The organism is Sphingomonas sp. Leaf34, from assembly GCF_001421805.1.
GTDB lineage: Bacteria > Pseudomonadota > Alphaproteobacteria > Sphingomonadales > Sphingomonadaceae > Sphingomonas.
This window is the reverse complement of the sequence record NZ_LMLC01000002.1, coordinates 421,801-438,866: the sequence shown is the minus strand read 5'-3', so window position 1 is coordinate 438,866 and position 17,066 is coordinate 421,801. Positions and strand designations below refer to the sequence as shown.

The 17,066-nt window shown below is 69.4% G+C and carries 16 protein-coding genes and 2 riboswitches; of the genes, 1 reads left to right on the top strand and 15 read right to left on the bottom strand.

The features are described from left to right. Nucleotides 1–26: 26 nt before the first annotated feature. The 7 genes from bluB to ASF00_RS07270 are packed head-to-tail and all read right to left on the bottom strand — an operon-like array spanning nt 27 to nt 5,807. Complete coding sequence (gene bluB, locus ASF00_RS07300) at nt 27–677, bottom strand: 5,6-dimethylbenzimidazole synthase (protein ID WP_055876368.1); 651 nt, start codon at nt 675–677, stop codon at nt 27–29. Continuing rightward, nucleotides 674–1,435, bottom strand: a complete 762-nt coding sequence (cobF, locus tag ASF00_RS07295; RefSeq protein ID WP_055876365.1) for a precorrin-6A synthase (deacetylating) — start codon at nt 1,433–1,435, stop codon at nt 674–676. The genes bluB and cobF overlap by 4 nt, the downstream gene beginning before the upstream one ends. After that, nucleotides 1,432–2,151, bottom strand: coding sequence for a uroporphyrinogen-III C-methyltransferase (cobA, locus tag ASF00_RS07290; RefSeq protein ID WP_055876361.1), 720 nt, complete (start codon nt 2,149–2,151; stop codon nt 1,432–1,434). Before cobA ends, cobF begins: the two co-directional genes overlap by 4 nt. Beyond that, a complete protein-coding gene (locus ASF00_RS07285) occupies nt 2,148–3,455 on the bottom strand; it encodes a cobyrinate a,c-diamide synthase (RefSeq protein ID WP_055876358.1) in 1,308 nt (435 codons plus the stop codon). The genes cobA and ASF00_RS07285 overlap by 4 nt, the downstream gene beginning before the upstream one ends. Further along, nucleotides 3,452–4,237 (bottom strand): precorrin-4 C(11)-methyltransferase, encoded by a 786-nt coding sequence (cobM, locus tag ASF00_RS07280; RefSeq protein WP_055876355.1) that lies wholly within the window; start codon nt 4,235–4,237, stop codon nt 3,452–3,454. Before cobM ends, ASF00_RS07285 begins: the two co-directional genes overlap by 4 nt. Further along, nucleotides 4,234–4,611 (bottom strand): cobalamin biosynthesis protein, encoded by a 378-nt coding sequence (locus ASF00_RS07275; protein ID WP_055876350.1) that lies wholly within the window; start codon nt 4,609–4,611, stop codon nt 4,234–4,236. Before ASF00_RS07275 ends, cobM begins: the two co-directional genes overlap by 4 nt. After that, nucleotides 4,608–5,807: a bifunctional cobalt-precorrin-7 (C(5))-methyltransferase/cobalt-precorrin-6B (C(15))-methyltransferase gene (locus ASF00_RS07270; protein ID WP_055876347.1), complete on the bottom strand. Its 1,200-nt coding sequence runs from the start codon at nt 5,805–5,807 to the stop codon at nt 4,608–4,610. The genes ASF00_RS07275 and ASF00_RS07270 overlap by 4 nt, the downstream gene beginning before the upstream one ends. On the opposite strand from ASF00_RS07270, the gene ASF00_RS07265 reads away from it, so the two are divergent. Further along, complete coding sequence (locus ASF00_RS07265) at nt 5,806–6,555, top strand: cobalt-precorrin-6A reductase (protein WP_055876344.1); 750 nt, start codon at nt 5,806–5,808, stop codon at nt 6,553–6,555. The two genes, ASF00_RS07270 and ASF00_RS07265, sit on opposite strands and share 2 nt — an antisense overlap. Here ASF00_RS07265 and cobJ read toward each other — a convergent pair. The 8 genes from cobJ to ASF00_RS07225 all read right to left on the bottom strand — a co-directional run bounded on the left by cobJ (nt 6,531) and on the right by ASF00_RS07225 (nt 17,033). Beyond that, nucleotides 6,531–7,280 (bottom strand): precorrin-3B C(17)-methyltransferase, encoded by a 750-nt coding sequence (gene cobJ / locus ASF00_RS07260; RefSeq protein WP_055876341.1) that lies wholly within the window; start codon nt 7,278–7,280, stop codon nt 6,531–6,533. The genes ASF00_RS07265 and cobJ overlap by 25 nt on opposite strands. After that, nucleotides 7,277–8,014, bottom strand: coding sequence for a precorrin-2 C(20)-methyltransferase (gene cobI, locus ASF00_RS07255; RefSeq protein WP_055876338.1), 738 nt, complete (start codon nt 8,012–8,014; stop codon nt 7,277–7,279). Before cobI ends, cobJ begins: the two co-directional genes overlap by 4 nt. Beyond that, nucleotides 8,011–8,640, bottom strand: coding sequence for a precorrin-8X methylmutase (locus ASF00_RS07250; protein ID WP_055876335.1), 630 nt, complete (start codon nt 8,638–8,640; stop codon nt 8,011–8,013). The genes cobI and ASF00_RS07250 overlap by 4 nt, the downstream gene beginning before the upstream one ends. Continuing rightward, nucleotides 8,641–9,774, bottom strand: a complete 1,134-nt coding sequence (locus ASF00_RS07245; RefSeq protein ID WP_055876332.1) for a cobalamin biosynthesis protein CobG — start codon at nt 9,772–9,774, stop codon at nt 8,641–8,643. Further along, nucleotides 9,771–13,001 (bottom strand): cobaltochelatase subunit CobN, encoded by a 3,231-nt coding sequence (gene cobN, locus ASF00_RS07240; RefSeq protein ID WP_055876329.1) that lies wholly within the window; start codon nt 12,999–13,001, stop codon nt 9,771–9,773. The genes ASF00_RS07245 and cobN overlap by 4 nt, the downstream gene beginning before the upstream one ends. Nucleotides 13,002–13,010: 9 nt before the next feature. Then, the gene (gene cobW / locus ASF00_RS07235) at nt 13,011–14,060 is read right to left on the bottom strand and encodes a cobalamin biosynthesis protein CobW (RefSeq protein ID WP_055876327.1); all 1,050 of its coding nucleotides are present in this window, start codon (nt 14,058–14,060) and stop codon (nt 13,011–13,013) included. 104 nt (nt 14,061–14,164) lie between these two features. Continuing rightward, a riboswitch (cobalamin riboswitch) is annotated at nt 14,165–14,381 on the bottom strand. 55 nt (nt 14,382–14,436) lie between these two features. Beyond that, nucleotides 14,437–15,501: a HoxN/HupN/NixA family nickel/cobalt transporter gene (locus ASF00_RS07230; RefSeq protein WP_443024392.1), complete on the bottom strand. Its 1,065-nt coding sequence runs from the start codon at nt 15,499–15,501 to the stop codon at nt 14,437–14,439. A gap of 176 nt (nt 15,502–15,677) precedes the next feature. Then, a riboswitch (cobalamin riboswitch) is annotated at nt 15,678–15,896 on the bottom strand. Nucleotides 15,897–15,926: 30 nt separating this feature from the next. After that, nucleotides 15,927–17,033, bottom strand: a complete 1,107-nt coding sequence (locus tag ASF00_RS07225) for a PepSY-associated TM helix domain-containing protein (RefSeq protein ID WP_200910491.1) — start codon at nt 17,031–17,033, stop codon at nt 15,927–15,929. Nucleotides 17,034–17,066 lie beyond the last annotated feature (33 nt).

The following is a 17,066-nucleotide window of genomic DNA, read 5'->3' as shown; positions in this document are numbered from 1 at the left end:
CCGACGGGGGCGGATCGTCGGGCGCATCAGCGTTCGATGATCCGGTCGGCAATGGGTTCGCGGCACTGCCAGTCGCGTCGTTCGAGTTCCGGCACGATTGACGGATGCTCGGGATAGCCGAGGCACAGGACCGCGATCAGCGTCCAGTCTTGCGGGACGTCGAGCATCGCGGCGACCGCGGTCGGATCGACGATCGAGACCCAGCCAAGGCCGATCCCGCGGAGTCTGGCGGCGAGCCACAGTGTGTGGATCGCCATCACCGTGGAATAGCGCAGTGTCTCGTGCATCGTCGCGCGGCCGAGCGTGTGGCCGGCGATCGGCGATTCGTCGGAGAAGACGGCTACGATCTCGGGGGCTTCGCGGAGGCCATGAAGTTTCAGGCTGTCATAGCGCGCACGACGATCCTCGTCGGGCTGCGCCGCGGCCGCGCGTGCGTTGACGGCCTCGACATGATCGGTGAGGCCTGTGCGCAGGCATGCCGAGCGGACGCGGACGAAGCGCCATGGCTGCGCATTGCCGACCGACGGCGCCAGCGCAGCGGTGTCGAACAAGGCCTCCAGATCGGCGTCGGCGATCGGGCTCGGCAGGAAATGGCGGACGTCGCGGCGCCAGCGGAGCAGTGTGTCGAACTGCGTGGCGAAGTCGGCCTCGAACACCGGCGGCGTGTCGGCGGTCATTCGCAGATCGGCGTTCTGCGCAGCAGATAGGTGTCCATTATCCAGCCGTGTGTGGCCCGCAACCTTGCGCGCGTGCCTACGATCCGCGCCGCGACCTCTGCTAACGGACCGGTGGCGAGCGCTTCGTGCGGCATACCAAGATAGGCTCCCCACCAGATCGTCACGCCGACCGGGTCCAACTTTTGAAACGCGCATGCCCCGTCGAGCATCACCGCGAGCGTATCGATCCCGTCGGGCCAACCGCCCTCGCGCAGGCGCCGGCCGGTCGTGATGAGCACGGGGGCGGCGAGGTCGTTGAGCGGGATCGAATGGGCGGCGGTCAGCACCTGGAGGCTGGTGATGCCGGGGACGACCGTCACCGTCATCGGCAGGCCGTCCGCACGCAGCCGAGCGGCGATCCGCAGCGTGCTGTCATAGAGCGAAGGATCGCCCCAGACGAGCAGCGCGAGGCAGCCGCCGTTCGGAAGATGCCGCGTGATCTGGTCGGCCCAGGCGGTGGCGATCGCGTCGTGCCATCGGTCGACGGCGTCAAGATAGGACGCGTCGACGTCGCGCTCGGGGAGGTCGAATTCGACGACGTGTATCGCGTTGATCAACACGTCGGCGCAGATCGTCCGGCGCAGATCGATCAGGTCGGACTTCGCATCGCCCTTACGCGGGAGGAGGATCAGGTCAGCGGCATTCATTGCGGCGATCGCCGCGCGCGTGAGGTGATCGGGGTTGCCGGTGCCGATTCCGATCAGCTGGAGGTCGATCATTCGGCGTCCATCAGCGGACCATACAGGATGAGCGCCGGCTTGCCGGAGAAGCCAGCCTGCAACCGAATGGCCAGCTCGGCGACCGTCGATCGGGTCAGCGCCTGGTCGGGGTGGCCGACATTCTCGGCGATCAGCGCAGGCGTATCGGGCGACAGGCCGTGCGCGATCAGCGAGGCGGCCAGCGCGGGGAAGGTGCGCTTGGGCATGAACACGACCGTGGTCGCGTCGGGATCGGCGAGCGCGGTCATGTTGCGCTGTTCGGGCAGGTCCCCGGTGACGTCGTGGCCGGTCAGGAACTGGACGCGGCGGGCGCTCAGGCGCCGGGTGAGCGGGATATTGGCGGCGGCGGCGGCGGCACTCGCCGCGCTGATGCCGGGAATGATCTCGAACGGGATACCCGCGGCACGGAGCGCTACGATCTCCTCCTCGAGGCGACCGAAGATGCCCGCGTCGCCAGACTTGAGGCGTACCACGCGGATACCCGACTGCGCGTACTCGACCAGCAAGTGCGAGACATGCGCCTGGGTTGGCGAGGGACGCCCGGCACGCTTGCCGACCGCGACCAGATCTGCCCCGGCGTGCGTGTGTCCAAGCACCGCGGACGACAGATCGTCGAACAGCACCGCATCCGCCGCCTGTAGCCGCGCGACCGCCTTCAGCGTCAGCAGTTCGGGATCGCCCGGTCCCGACCCGACGAACGAGACGAACCCGGTCACGAGGCGGCGGCGATCATGTGGAAGAAGCTGCCGGTGACTCGATTGCGATACGAGCCGGTTTCGGGGACCGCATTGTCCTCCGCATCGGTCACGTGTGCGAGTGGCGCATCGGGTTGCTCGATGATCGTCGAGTAATGGAATTCGTGTCCGGTGAGTGCTGCGCCCGCCGCGAAGCTGCCCATCGACGCGTGCAGCGTCGCGTAGCGATAGCCGAGATGCATCTTCCGCTGCGCGTAGCTGGTCACGAGGCCGAGCAGTCCCGCCATCTGGTGACGCGTGCCATCGGCGTCGATCAAGCCTTCGCCGAGCGTCATATAGCCGCCGCACTCGCCGTGGACGGGGCGCGTGCGCGCGTGCTCGGCAAGCCCCGCGCGGAACGTGGCGGCGGCGGCAAGTTTGCCGGCGTGGAGCTCGGGATAGCCGCCGGGGAGCCAGACCAGGTCGGCGTCCGCGGCGGGGGTTTCGTCGGCGAGCGGCGAGAACGGCAGGATTACGGCACCGGCATTGCGCCAGCCATCGAGGACGTGTGCGTAGGTGAACGAGAAGGCTGCGTCCTGGGCGAGCGCAATCCGCTGGGCCGGCGGTCGGATCCAGGTCTGAGCGTCGGGTTTGCGCGCGACGGCCGTTGCAGCATCGCGCAGCGCAGCTATGTCGACATGCGCGCGCAGGAACGTCGCATATTCGTCGATCCGCGCGTCGAGGTCGGGATGCTCGGCCGCCTGCACCAGTCCGAGATGGCGTTCCGGCAGTTTGAGGTCGCCGCGCCGGGGGAGCGAGCCGAACACGCGGATCCCGACCGCCTCCATGCCGCTGCGCGCCAGCCGTTCGTGACGTGGGCTGGCGACGCGGTTGAGGATAACCCCTGCGATCGACACGCTGGGATCGTAGCGGCTGAACCCGAGCGCGGTGGCGGCGGCGGACTGTGCCTGGCCCGAGACGTCGATCACCAGCACGATCGGCCATGCCATCCGGCGGGCGATATCGGCGCTGGCACCGTTGCCGGTCGCACCGACCTTCGCGACGCCGTCGAACAGCCCCATCGAGCCTTCGGCGAGCGCGAAGTCGGCGTCGTCGGCTTTGGCGGCGAGCGTGTCGAGCATCTCCAGCGACATCGACCAGCTGTCGAGGTTGAACGACGCGCGGCCACTGGCGGCGCGGTGGAACGCGGGATCGATATAGTCCGGCCCGCTCTTGAACGGCTGAACCGCAAGACCGTCGTCGCGAAGCGCGCGAAGCAGTCCGAGCACGACGGTGGTCTTTCCGGTGCCCGAGGCGGGGGCGGCGATCAGGAGACCTGGGGTCATACGTTTTGTCCTGCGAACTTCGAGTCTGCCGATTGCGGTCGGAAGCGGCGGTCGTACCCCGCCGCGTAGAGGCTGCTCTCCGCAAAGTCTCGTGCGCCAAGTGCTTGACCGACGAGGATCAGCGCGGTGCGGTCGGGCTTGTCTGCTATCACCTCCGCAATCGTCGCGAGCGTGGCGCGCGCGATCTGCTGGTCGGGCCAGCTCGCACGCCAGACGATCGCCACTGGGCAGCCTGAACCGTAGTGCGGCGTCACATCTGCCACCACCTTGGCAAGATTGTGGACCGATAGATGGATTGCGAGCGTCGCGCCGGTGGCAGCGAACGCGGTCAGCGTCTCGGCGGGCGGCATCGCGCTGGCACGGCCTGGCGTGCGGGTCAGCACCACCGACTGCACGAGTTCGGGAAGCGTTAGTTCGACCTCCAGCGCGGCGGCGGCGGCGGCGAAGGCGGGGACGCCCGGGGTGATCGTGAAGGGGATGCCGAGCGAGCGCAGGCGCCGCAGCTGCTCGCCCATCGCTGACCAAATCGACAGGTCTCCCGAATGAAGCCGCGCGACGTCGTGGCCGGCATCGTGCGCGGTGACGATCTCGGTGATGATCGCGTCGAGCGACAAGGTTGCGGTGTTTACGATCCGCGCGCCGGGCGGGCAGTGATCAAGCATCGCCGCCGGGATCAGCGACCCGGCGTAGAGGCAGACCGGCGATCCCGCGATGCGATCGCGCCCGCGCAGTGTGAGCAGGTCTGGCGCACCGGGGCCTGCACCGATGAAATGGACGGTCATGCTTCGAGTCCTTCGGCGCCCGATCGAGCAATGGCGCAGGTCGCCATCCGATCGGGCGAGATATGGCGGGGTGCCAGCAACTGCGCGCCCGGGCCGGCGGCGGCAAGCGCACATGCTTCGGCGACACTGCCGGTCGCGCGCGCGGACAGGCTGGCAATCGACTGGGTCGGTGTTCGCGGGGCTTGCACCGCGTCCGGCGATACCGCGATCGCGGGCACGGCCATCGCTTCGGCGAGCGCCGCGACCAATGCCAGCTTGTCGTCCGGCGCCGCCAGCGCCGTCACCAGAGGGTGCCCAGCCTGCGCCCGGGCGAGCGCGGCCCGCAGCGCGGCGAGGTTTGCCGCGCCGCGAAATCCAAAGCCGGCGACGATCATAGCATCACGCTCCAGTGCATGACGGGATAACTCGCTCGCCAGCCGCGCCGCGTGCCGAGCGGCACGGCCTCGGAAAGGTCGATGCGCAGGAGCGTGCCGCCCTTCATGCCGTGCCAGCGGGTCAGCAGCGCCTCGGACTCGAGCGTGACCGCGTTGGCGACTAGGCGGGTGCCGGACCCGCGCTCCGACCAGAGCCGTTCAAGTAGAGCATCCGACAGCCCGCCGCCGATGAAGATCGCATCGGGCTCGGCTTGGCCCTCGAGGACGTCAAGCGCACGGCCTTCAACGATCCGCAGGCGGTCGGCACCAAGCGCGGCGGCATTGCCTTGGATGCGGGCGGCCCTAACGGGATCGGCTTCGAACGCGGTAGCTTGCGTCGACGGGTGGGCGAGCAGCCATTCGATGCCGATCGAGCCGGAGCCAGCGCCAATATCCCACAGCGTTTCGCCCGGTTTTGGTGCGAGCGCGGACAGCGTCAGGGCGCGGATCGGGCGTTTGGTGATCTGGCCGTCATGCTCGAACCATGCATCGGGCAGGCCCGACGCCTGGGGCAGAACCGCGCCAGTGCCTGCGAAGGCTATGCCGACGGCCACCGGATGTGCGATATCGCCGAAGGCGCGACCAGCGGCGGTCATCTCGCGAACCCGTTCGCGGGGGCCGCCGAGCGCTTCGAGGATGTGCAGCCGCGATCCGCCGAAGCCGAGGTCGGTCAGATAGCGTGCCAGTGCGGCAACTGCTTCGCCGTCGCGAACGAGGACGAGGGCATGGCGGGTTGGGGCGATGTGTCGGCGGAGTCGTGCGAGTGGCGCGGCATGGAGCCCGAGGCAGGCGGTGTCGTCGAGCGGCCAGCCGAGCCGTGCCGCAGCGAGGGCGAAGGTCGATGGCACAGGGTGCGCGATCCACTCGAAAGCGTCGAGATGGCGGGTGATGGACGTGCCCGCGCCGAACCAGAACGGATCGCCGGACACGAGCATGACGGTTTTCCGGCCACGGTGACCGAGCAGGCCGGGGATGCCCGCATCGAACGGGACTGGCCACGGGACGACCTCGCCCGTAAGTCGAGGGAGCAGCGCCAGATGCCGGGTGGCGCCGCTCACGACGTCGGCGTCCGCAAGCGCCGCCTTTGCCGATGCGGACAGGCCGGCCGCGCCGTCTTCGCCTATTCCGACGATCGTTAGCCAGGGAGTATCAGCCATGTCGAACGTCCTGGTGTTGGGGGGCACGACCGAAGCGAGCGGGCTCGCGGCATTGCTGGCGGCGCGAGGAACAGCGGCGGTGCTGAGCTATGCCGGGCGTGTGGCGAGCCCGAAGGTGCAGCCGATCCCGGTACGGATCGGTGGCTTTGGCGGTCTCGAAGGGCTGGTCGGATATTTGCGCGATCACGCGGTGACGCATCTGGTCGACGCAACGCACCCGTTCGCGGCGCGGATGAGCGCGACCGCCGTCGTCGCCGCGGCACATACTGGCGTCGCTTACATCGCGTTGACGCGACCGGCCTGGACGCCCGTCGCGGGCGATCGGTGGACGATGCTGGCCGATATCGACGCTGCGGTCGCGGCGCTGGCTGGACCATCGCGGCGCGTGATGCTCGCGCTCGGACGGATGCACGTCGATGCGTTCTCGGTTCAGCCGCAGCATGACTATCTGCTGCGGTTCGTCGATACGCCTGATCGTCCGCCGGGATTGCCGCGTCATCATCTGGTCGTCGATCGCGGACCTTTCGATGTCGAGGATGAGCGCTGTTTGATGGAAGCGCACGGGACCGAGATCATGGTCTGCAAGAATGCCGGTGGCACTGGCGCGCAGGCCAAGATCGTTGCCGCCCGCGCGCTTGGGCTGCCGGTGATCATGATCGCACGGCCGGTCCCGCCGCCTCGGCTCGAGGTGCATGCGGCCGAGGACGTGCTGCACTGGCTCGATCATGCTGCCGATCGCGGCGTGTAGAGGAGTGGGCCTGACGGACGCTCGATGATCCGGGTGAGACTGGAACCGATGATGATCATCGTCCGCATGTCGGCCATCTCCGCGCGCGCCTCCGGTAGCGGGATGATGCGGAGCGTTTCTTCAGGCGTGGAGACGGCGCGGGCAAACAGGACCGGGCGCTCGTCGCAGCAGGTCGCACGGAGAATCTCGAAAACACGGATCAGCGCGTCGGGACGTGCCTTGGAGCGAGGGTTGTAGAAGGCGATCGCGAAGTCCGCGTCGGCGGCGAGACGTACGCGGCGCTCGATAAGTGGCCAGGGCTTGAGATTGTCAGACAGGTTGATCGCGCAGAAATCATGGCCGAGTGGCGCGCCGACGCGCGCGCTGGCGGCAAGCATTGCTGTGATGCCGGGGAGGACGCGGATGTCGAGCGCGCGCCATTCGGGCGGGCCGGCTTCGAGCGCCTCGAACACCGCCGCGGCCATCGCGAACACGCCTGGATCGCCAGAGGATACGACGACCACGCGGTGGCCCTCCGCCGCGAGTTGGAGCGCGTGCGCGGCGCGGTCGAGTTCGACGCGGTTGTCGCTCGGGTGAAGCGTGAGGCCGTCGCGCGGCGCGACCCGCGCGACATAGGGGATGTAGCCGATGACGTCGGTCGCATCGGCGAGCGCGGCGGTGACCTCCGGCGTCACGAGCGCGGTATCGCCGGGGCCGAGGCCGGCGATGACGAGCCAGCCGGTCATGGGCGCCGCCCCTGGCCGTGAATCAGCAGGATCGAGAAATAGGGCGTGATCGCGTCGGCATCGCACAGCCGCGTGACCCGCTGATCTGCCATCGCAGCGTATTCGACCAGCCATGCCTCGTCCTCGCGCCCGGCAGCGGCGACCGCCCGGCGGAGCTTGTCGAGGTGGCGGCCGATCTTCATCACCACCAGCGCGTCGGTGTCGCGGATGCGGCGGACCAGATCCGCCTCGGGGAGCGTGCCCATCAGCACCGTGAGAACGTCGTCGCCCCAGGTGATCGGCGCGCCGCTCGCGGTCCATGCGCCCGACATCCCGGTGATGCCGGGGACGACCGCGACCGGCGCGATCGTCTGGAGGCGCGTATAGAGGTGCATGAACGAGCCGTAGAAGAACGGATCGCCTTCGCAGAGCACGACGACATCCTCGCCCGCGCGCGCGAGGGACGCGAGATGGTCGATGCAGCGGCTGTAGAACGCCGACAGGCAATCATTGTAGCGTGGGTCCGAAACCGGAATTTCGGTTGTCACCGGATATTCCATCGGGAATTCGATTACGTCCGCGCGGAGCATGCCGTCGACGATCTTGCGTGCTTGCCCAGGTCGCCCGGCCTTGCGAAAATAGGCGACGTGGCGCGCAGTCCGGACGAGGCGATCCGAACGGACGCTCATCAGGTCCTGCGCGCCCGGGCCGAGCCCGACGCCGTGGATCATGCCACCCGGTCGCATCGCGGTCATTCGGTGCCGCTCGCCAGCGCGTTGATCGCCGCCACGGTGATCGCGCTGCCGCCCATCCGGCCCTCGACGACGACGCAGGGGACGGGCTGGTCGGTCCACAGCGCCGCCTTCGATTCGACCGCACCGACAAAGCCGACCGGGCAGCCGATGATCGCGGCAGGCCGCGGGCAATCCGGGTCCTCGAGCATGTTGAGCAGGTGGAACAGCGCGGTCGGCGCGTTGCCGATCGCGACGACCGCGCCGGCCAGACGCGGGCGCCAGAATTCGAGCGCGGCGGCCGATCGCGTGTTGCCCATCGCGCGCGCGAGATCGGGCGTCTCGGGGGCATGGAGCGTGCAGACGATGCGGTTGTCCGCGGGTAATCTGGCACGCGTGATGCCCTCGGTGACCATGCGGGCGTCGCACAGGATCGGCGCGCCCGCCTGCAGCGCGCGGCGCGCATCGACCGCGAAGGCCGGCGAGAACCGGATATGTTTCGCGAGGCCGACCAGCCCGGCGGCGTGGATCATGCGGACGGCGACCGGTTCTTCTTCTGGCGAAAACCGGGCGAGATCGGCTTCTGCGCGGATCATCGCGAACGACTGGCGATAGATCGCCGCGCCGTCGGTTTCATAGGCGTACGGCATTCAGGCGGCTCCGAACTGGGCGAGGATCTGCGCGGTATCGAGCCCCGCGCGGGAAGGGGGGGCGCCGGCGCGCGCATCGAACGCGAGGTCGTAGCGGCCGTCGCGACCCGTCAGCGTGACGTCCGCCGGGCCACCGCGCGCGCACCCCTTGGCGCATCCGGAAACGTGGAGGCGGCCGGCGACGTGCGGCGCGAGACGGCGGGCTAGGGTCCGGGTCTCGACCGTGGCTTGCGGGCAGGCGGGCGCGCCGACACAGGCGTCGGTGCGGAGCAGCGCCGTGGACGGCGTGGTGATGAAGGCGGAGGGATCGGGTGTAGCCGCGAGCGGCGACTCCGTTTCGAGGACCGCGATATGCCACGGCGTCAGGCGGATCGTGCGGATCGCGGGCTCGGCCTCGAGCAGGCGGGTCAGCGCTGGCGCTTCGATGCGACCGAAGGGCAGGCCGAGCGCGTGCGGGCCGGGCCCGAGCCGCGGTGCGCAAGCCGCGGGGGCGAGCGTTGCGGCGGCCCATTCGGGTAGCGGTGCGTGGTGCCGTGCCATGCGGCCGCTGGCGGTGCCGCCGCTGTCGACGAACCAGCGGGCCAGAGCGATCAGTCGGTCGACTTCGGTGCCGGGCGACAGCGGCATGCCGTGATCCCGGCCGTCGGCGCGGAGGATCAGGTGGCCGCTTGCGGCGCGTTCGATGCGGAAGTCCGCGGATGCGTCCGCGAGCATCGGCGCGACGCCGGCGTCAATCGCGAAGCCGACCTTGCCGGGAAGCTCCGGCAGCTCGTGCAGACGGGTGCGCAATTCGGATGCGATGCGGTGCGTGTCGTCGCCTTCGCGCCAATCGGGGGCGACGAGGATGTTGGCGCGGGCCTCACGCACCGGATCGGGGTCGATCAGGCCGAGTTCGAGCATGGCGTCGATCAACGGGCGCCAGGACTCATCGTGGACGCCACGGATCTGGAGGTTGGCGCGGCTGGTGACGTCGATCTGGCCGTTGCCGTGGTGTGCTGCAGCGGCGCACAGGCCGATGGTTTGCGCCCGGGTCAGGCGGCCCAGCGGCGGGCGAATGCGGACGAGCAGGCCGTCGCCGGCCATCATCGGGCGCCACGCATCGGGGCACCAGCCCTTGACGACGAACGCGCTCATGCCGGCAGGTCGAGCCGCGCGAGGATCGAGTTGCGGCGGGTCGGCCATAGACCGGCGGCGTGGAGCGCCGCAAAGCGCGCCTGCATCGCCGCGAGCGCGTCGGGGTTGGCCTGGGCGAGGAACGCCCGGACATCGTCACGGCCGAGCGTCGCATTGTGATAGAGGTCGATCAGTTCGGGGCGGACTGCGCCGGCTAGATGCGCGAACGCACCGAGATGGTCGAGCGTCGCGGCGATCTCCGCACCGCCGCGAAAGCCGTGGCGCATCATGCCATCCACCCAGCCGGGATGCGCGCGGGCGTGGACGACGCGGGCGATCTCTTCCTTCAGCGGGCGGGCCCCGGCCTGGCTCGGGTCGCGCGCGTCGAGATGGTAGAGCGTGGCGTTTCCGCCCGCGACCGATTGCGCGGCGGCGAAGCCCGCTTCGTGCGCGGCATAGTCTGCCGCGAGGAGCAGGTCGGTCTCGGGCAGGTCCTGCACGTGGACGAACGCATCGGCGGCGGCGACGCGGTCGCGGATGCCGATAGGGTCGAAGGTGTCGTTGCCGTCGTCGAACGCGTGGGCGGAGGCCGACAGCCACGCCTTGCCGGCAGCAAGGCGCGCCTCGGGCGTGTAGGTCTCGGCGGCGTCGCCCATGCTCAGGCCGTAGCGGCCCGGTTCGGGACCATAGATGCGCGGCGTTGACGGTTTGCCGACGAACGGGTTCCAGTCCGCGGGTTCGTCGCGTGCGCCGAGCGCGCGCACGGCCTGGCCGAACATCGTACACAGCGTCGGGAAGGCGTCGCGGAACAGGCCGGATATGCGCAGCGTGACGTCGATGCGGGGCCGGTCGAACGTGGCGAGCGGGAGGATCTCGATGCCCGTCACGCGGTCGGACTGCATGTCCCAGACGGGCTCCGCACCGAGCAAATGGAGTGCCATCGCGAACTCCTCGCCCGCGGTGCGCATCGTCGCCGACGCCCAGAGGTCGACGACGAGCGTGCGGGGATAGTCGCCATGGTCCTGCAAATGGCGGCGGACGAGTTCGTCGGCGAGCGTCACGCCCTGGCGATGCGCGGCGCGCGACGGGACGGCCCGCGGATCGGTGGTGTACAGGTTGCGGCCGGTCGGGAGGATGTCGGATCGCCCGCGCCACGGCGAACCGGACGGGCCCGAGGCGATGCGTTTCCCCTGGAGCGCCGACAGCAAGCCGGCGCGTTCCGCCGCGCCGTGCTCGCCGCGGCCATAGATGTGCAGGCCGTCGCCATATTGGCTTTCCTTCACGTCGCACACGAACGTGTCGATGCGGGTAATCGCGTCCGCTGGCGACTGCGCGGCGTCGAGCCCCAGCGTCGCGGCGAGGCCGGTGGCGGTTGCTTCGTCGCGAATGTCGCGCTGCAGCCGATCACGCCGCGCGGGATCGAGCCCGTCGGCGTTGGAGAATTCGTCGAGCAGCGCTTCGAGGCGGCCAAGCCCGGCGCCGGTTCGCGTCCGTTCGAGCGGCGGCGGGACATGGCCGAGCGTGACCGCGCCGATGCGGCGTTTGGCTTGGGCTGCCTCGCCGGGATCGTTGACGATGAACGGGTAGATGACGGGCATCGCCGCCGTCAGCGCCTCGGGCCAGCAGCCGTCGGACAGCGCGACCGACTTGCCGGGCAGCCATTCGAGCGTGCCGTGCGCGCCGACATGGACCAACGCGTCGACCCCGCGGTCGCGCAGCCAGAGGTAGAAGGCGACATAGGCGTGCGACGGACAGCGCGAGAGGTCGTGATACTCGTCCGCGCGGTCTTCGCTGCGGCCGCGTTCGGGTTGTAGCGCGATCAGCGCGCCGCCCCCGTCGATCGCGGTGAAGGCGAAGTCTTCGCCAGGCTCGCCCCAAACGTCGTGAAGCTCCTGGCGGAGCGCTGCGGGGAGCTTTGCGAGTGCCGTGCGATACGCGGCAAGCGGCCAGTGAATCCGCGCCGTCGCCAAGTCGCGGTCGTCGGGCGTGATCGCATAGCCGGCGGCGGTGAGATCGGCGAGGATCGCCTGCGTCGACGCCAGCGCGTCGAGCCCGACCGCGTGGGCCATCTGGTACGCCTTGCCGGGGTAGGTCGACAGGACGATCGCGATGCGGTGATCGGCAACGGGCTTGCTGGCGAGGCTGGTCCATGCTGCGATCCGCGCGGCGATCGCTGTGATGCGATCCGGGTCGGCGTGGTGTTCGCGGCGGGTATATTCGAGATCGCCGTCCCGGGATGCGGCTTCCTTGAAGCTGGCGACGCCGGCAAACACGCGGCCGTCCACTTCGGGCAGGACGACGTGCATGGCGAGGTCGGCGGGCGACAGGCCGCGCGTCGCGCCCGCCCAGGCGGCGCGGTCGGAGGTCGCCAGCGCGATCTGGAACACCGGGACTTCGGCGCCGTCGAGCGGCGTGGCTTCGGTCGCCCCGCGCGCGGAGAAGGCGGTGGCGTTGACGATCGCAGCCGGCGCCAGCGGGCCCACCCAGCGCGCCAGCCAGCCGGCTGCGTCGGGCGCTTTCAGCGAGGGCGCGAACAGCCCGATCACGTCGAAGCCCCGTCCGGTCAGTGCGGCGTGGAGCGCCTCGATCGGGTGGAGATCGGCCGCGGTGAGATACGAACGGTAGAAGACGATCAGCACGCGCGGGCGCTTCGCGGTCAGCGCGAACGCGGCGGGGCAGGTCACGCCGTCCTGCGGCTGCCATCCCCCCACATCGGCGATCGCGCGGACCCCGGCGACCGGGCCGGCATAGCAGCCCGCGGCGAGCGCGAACTGCGCCAGCGCCGCGTGCGCCGCGACCGCGCCGCCGGTATCGCACAGCTTCGCGAGGTGGCGAAGCGTCGAGAGCGGGATCGTCGAGGCGGCATCGAGCCGCGCATCGATCCGGCCGTCCGCGGCCAAGACCGCCAGCGCGATGCCTTTTTCCCGCGCGAGATGTTCGACCTGTTGCAGGCCGTAACTCCAATAGGAGCGCCCGCCGATCAGCCGGATCAGGATCCCCTTCGCGCCCGCCAGCGTCTGCTCGACATAGGTATCGACCGACAGCGGGTGCTGGAGCGCCGCCAGGTTCGCGAGCCGCAGCGACGGCAGGCGACGCCCGGCGGCGTCCGCACGCCGCCAGCCCGCGGCGAACGCGCCGAGGTCGCCGTCGGAAAAGGACAGGACGACGAGGTCTGCGGGGGATTGCGCGAGATCCTGCGGGACCGCGTTCTCCTCCAGCCCGTGGGTCTCGCGGAAGACGACGTGCATCGTGGCGCCTCAGGCGTCCAGCGCGGCCTTGATGCGGGCCTCGTCGATGCGATTATGCTCGGCGATGACCACCAGTTGCGTGCGGCGGGGCTCGTCGGCGCGCCAGGGGCGGTCATATTGCGTGCGGACGCGTGCGCCGACTGCCTGGACGAGCAGGCGCATCGGCTTGCCGATGACCGCGGCATAGCCCTTCACGCGCAGGATGTCGGCGCTGCGGGCGAGCGCCTCGATCCTGGCGGCAAGCTCGGCCGGATCGGCGATCTCGCCCAGCGCGACGACGACGCTGTCGAAATCGTCATGCTCGTGATCGTCCTCGCCGTCGTGATGCGAGGGGCGGGCGGCGATGTCGTCCTCGGCAGCGGCGTTCAGGCCGAGGATCACGCGCGGGTCGATGATGCCGTCGGTCAGGTCGATCACCGGAAGCGGGCGGGCGGACTCGGCGGCGATGACCGCCCGCGCCTTGGCGACGCCCTCGGGACCGGCGAGATCGACCTTGGTGAGCAGGACGAGATCGGCGCAGGCGAGCTGGTCCTCGAACACTTCCGAGAGCGGCGTCTCGTGATCGACGCTCGGATCGGCCGCGCGCTGCGCATCGAGCGCGGCGATGTCGGGCGCGAACCGGCCGGCGGCGACCGCCTCCGCATCGGCAAGCGCGATGACGCCGTCGACGGTGATGCGCGAGCGGATCGCGGGCCAGTCGAACGCCTTAAGCAGCGGCTTGGGGAGCGCGAGGCCCGACGTCTCGATCAGGATGTGATCGGGGCGCGGGTCGAGTGCGAGCAAAGTCTCGACGGTCGGGATGAAATCGTCGGCGACGGTGCAGCAGATGCAGCCATTGGCCAGTTCGACGACGTTCTCCGCGGGGCAATCGGGGATCGCGCAACCCTTGAGGATGTCGCCATCGATGCCGAGCGTGCCGAATTCGTTCACCACGACCGCCAGCCGGCGGCCGCCCGCGTTACGGATCAGGTGGCTGATGAGCGTCGTCTTGCCCGCGCCGAGAAAGCCGGTGACGATGGTGACGGGGACTTTTGCCAAAGTGGGCGAGCGGTCCGACATTCTTGTTCTCCTTCGAGCATACGCAGGCACGCACGACCTTTCGGCCGCACGCGTTCGTCGCTCAGACGGAGTACCGTGCCGCGACCATCCCCTGGATCAAGGCAAGAGCGACCGTTACGCTGGCAGGTCTCCTGGCTCACGGGTCAAAGCTCGACACACGCCTTCCCAGGTCTTGGACCCAGTGGCTGCCCTCCTCGCGAAGGGCCTGTGCGTCTCGCTCACCGCTTACAGTTGCAGGGACAGCCGCGGCATTGGGAGGACATCCTCCCGCACCGCATTCCCTTTCAAGCCCCGAAGGGCACCGGCGCGATCTGTTGAAGTTCGGTAAAACCGAGCCTCGGGGTGGGACCTAAAGGACTTTTCACCGGGCCGCCAGCTATCCGTGCACGACCTCGATCTCGTCGAAGCGTTTCCAGCGATAGATCGCAAAGCTCAGCACCCAGCACAACACGAACAGGCCGATGATCGCAAAGCCGAGGCCGTTGAAATTCTCGCCCAGCGCGGCCGCCAGGTCCCACACGCCCCCCGACAGGCCGAGCTTGGCACCCAGCAGCGCCAGCGTCTCGATCCCGCCGATCGCGATCGCGACGATTGCCGAGATCAGCGTGATCGTGATGTTGTAGTAGAGCTTGCGGATCGGCTTCACGAACGCCCATTCATACGCGCCGAGCATGACGACACCGTCCGCCGTGTCGACCAGCGCCATGCCGGTGGCGAACAGGATCGGGAGCACGAGGATGGTGCCGATCGACAGACCGTCCGCGGCCTGGCTTGCGGACAGGCCGAGGATCGCGACCTCGGTTGCGGTATCGAAGCCGAGCCCGAACAGGAATCCGAGCGGCGCCATATGCCAGCTGCGCGTAACGAGCCGGAACATCGGCCGGAATAGGCGCGCCAGCAGGCCGCGGTTGCCGAGCAGCAGATCGAGGTCTTCCTCGACATAGACGCCGCCGCTGCGGACATGGCCGAAGGTCCGCCAGACCGAGCGCAGGATGACGAGGTTCATCGCCGCGATCGTGAACAGGAACACCGCGGAGATGACGGTGGCGATCACGCCGCCGACCTGTTTGAACGCCTCGAACTGCGCCAGTGCGCTGGCGGTGAGCGCGATGGCGACCGCGGCGATCAGCACGATCCCCGAATGGCCGATCGCGAACCAGAAGCCGACCGTGATCGGGCGCTGGCCGTCCTGCATGAGCTTGCGCGTCACATTGTCGATCGCGGCGATATGATCCGCATCGACTGCGTGGCGCAGGCCCAGCCCCCAGGCGAGCAACGCGGTGCCGAGCATCAGCGGCTGCGCATGGAACAGCGAGAACGCCCAGCCCCAGGCGGTGATATTGGCCGCGACCAGGCTTGCGAACATCCAGCCGATGCGTTTGCGCGTGGCCACCCGTGCCGGCTTGCCGGACGTCTTCTTGGCGGGCTTATCGATCGTCATCGTCGTCATGCAGAACTCCCCGGCGTCCGACGAGGACGGGGACCTGCCGCATGCGGCCGGGACGCAGGAAGACCGGACGCCATGAGCGGCCGACGCGCGTCGTCGATGCGGCCCCCGCCACAAGGTCGTCGCTCAGACGGCGTTCACCGTGCCTCGGCCACCCCCTGGGCCGGGACGAGAGCGACCAGACGCCGGCAGGTCTCCTGGCTCGCGGGTCACGGCTCCACGCCACACCTTCCCAGGTCGTCGACCCAGTGGCTGCCCCTCGTCGCGAAGGGCGTGTGCGTTTCGCTCGCCGCTTACAGTTGCAGGGACAGCTGCGGCATTGGATGGCGAACCCTCCGCACCGCATTCCCCTTCAAGCCCCGAAGGGCACCGACGCGATCTAGCGAGCCTCCGGTCGAACCGGCTGCTCGCGCGTCGTGCTAGCCGGGTTCGCCGCGAGTGCCAATCGTCCTTTGCGGCGTGCGGCGCTCGCGACGACGCTGCCACCGGAGCAGGCCGGTCACGAACAGCGCGATCGGCACGAGGCCTGCGACGAAGGCCAGGATGCGCCCCGTCAGCCCCAGCGCCTCGCCGCCGTGGAGCGGGTGGAGCCAGTTCATCACGACGTCGCCGCCTGTATCGGCAAGACCGTCGCGCGTCGCGAGGACGGCGCCGGTATAGGGATCGAGCCAGACATTGGTGCGCGGGAAACGGCGGCTGGGCTCGCCGGCCTGCGCGAGGTTGATCCGCGTGGCGCCGGTCCGCGAGGCGGGAGTCTCGATCCAGGCGAGCGCGGCCCCGGGGAAGACGTGTTCGGCTATGGCGACCAAGCGATCGATCGGCAGGGGCGCGCCGCGTGCCACCACGGCCAGCGGCGGCGTCCGGTAGAGCGGCGAGGCGCGCGCAATCACGAACCGGGTCTGATCGGGCAGGTCGAGCATCACCCCGGTAGCGGTGACGACGAGCACGAGGAGCGCGCCGCCCAGACCAATCAGCTTGTGCCAGTCATACAGACGGCGGAGCGGCGCGGCGTCGCGCTTGAAACGGAGCGCGCGCCACCAGCTGCCGGGGCGGGGCCACCATGCCCAGATCCCGCTGGCGATCATGGCCAGCATGACGATGCCTGCGATCCCCATGACGAACCCCCCGGGCTTTTCCAGCAGCAGCCGGTAATGGAGATCGTAGATCCAGGTGACGACCGTATCGCCCCAGAATCCGGTGCGGATCGTTATTAGGCGGACCGGGTCGACCCAGGCCAGCAACGGCGCGAAGTCGTGGTCCGCGGTTTCCCTCGGCCGGTAATAGCGAACCGGCACCGCACCGCCGTCCACGGTCACCTCGATCCGCCATGCGCCGGTCCTGGTGGGATGCTCGCGGTGGAGCGTGTCGACGATTGCCTGCCAGGAGCGGGCGCGCGCATCGTCCGGCACCGCGCGCAACGCGGGGTTCAACGCTGCGTCAATCTCCGGATAGAAGACGAGTATGCTGCCGGTCAGCCCGGCGAACGCGAACAGCGCGCCGATCGACAGGCCAAGCGAGAGATGCACGCGCCGGACGATGGCGCGTAGCGGTGGGCGGCG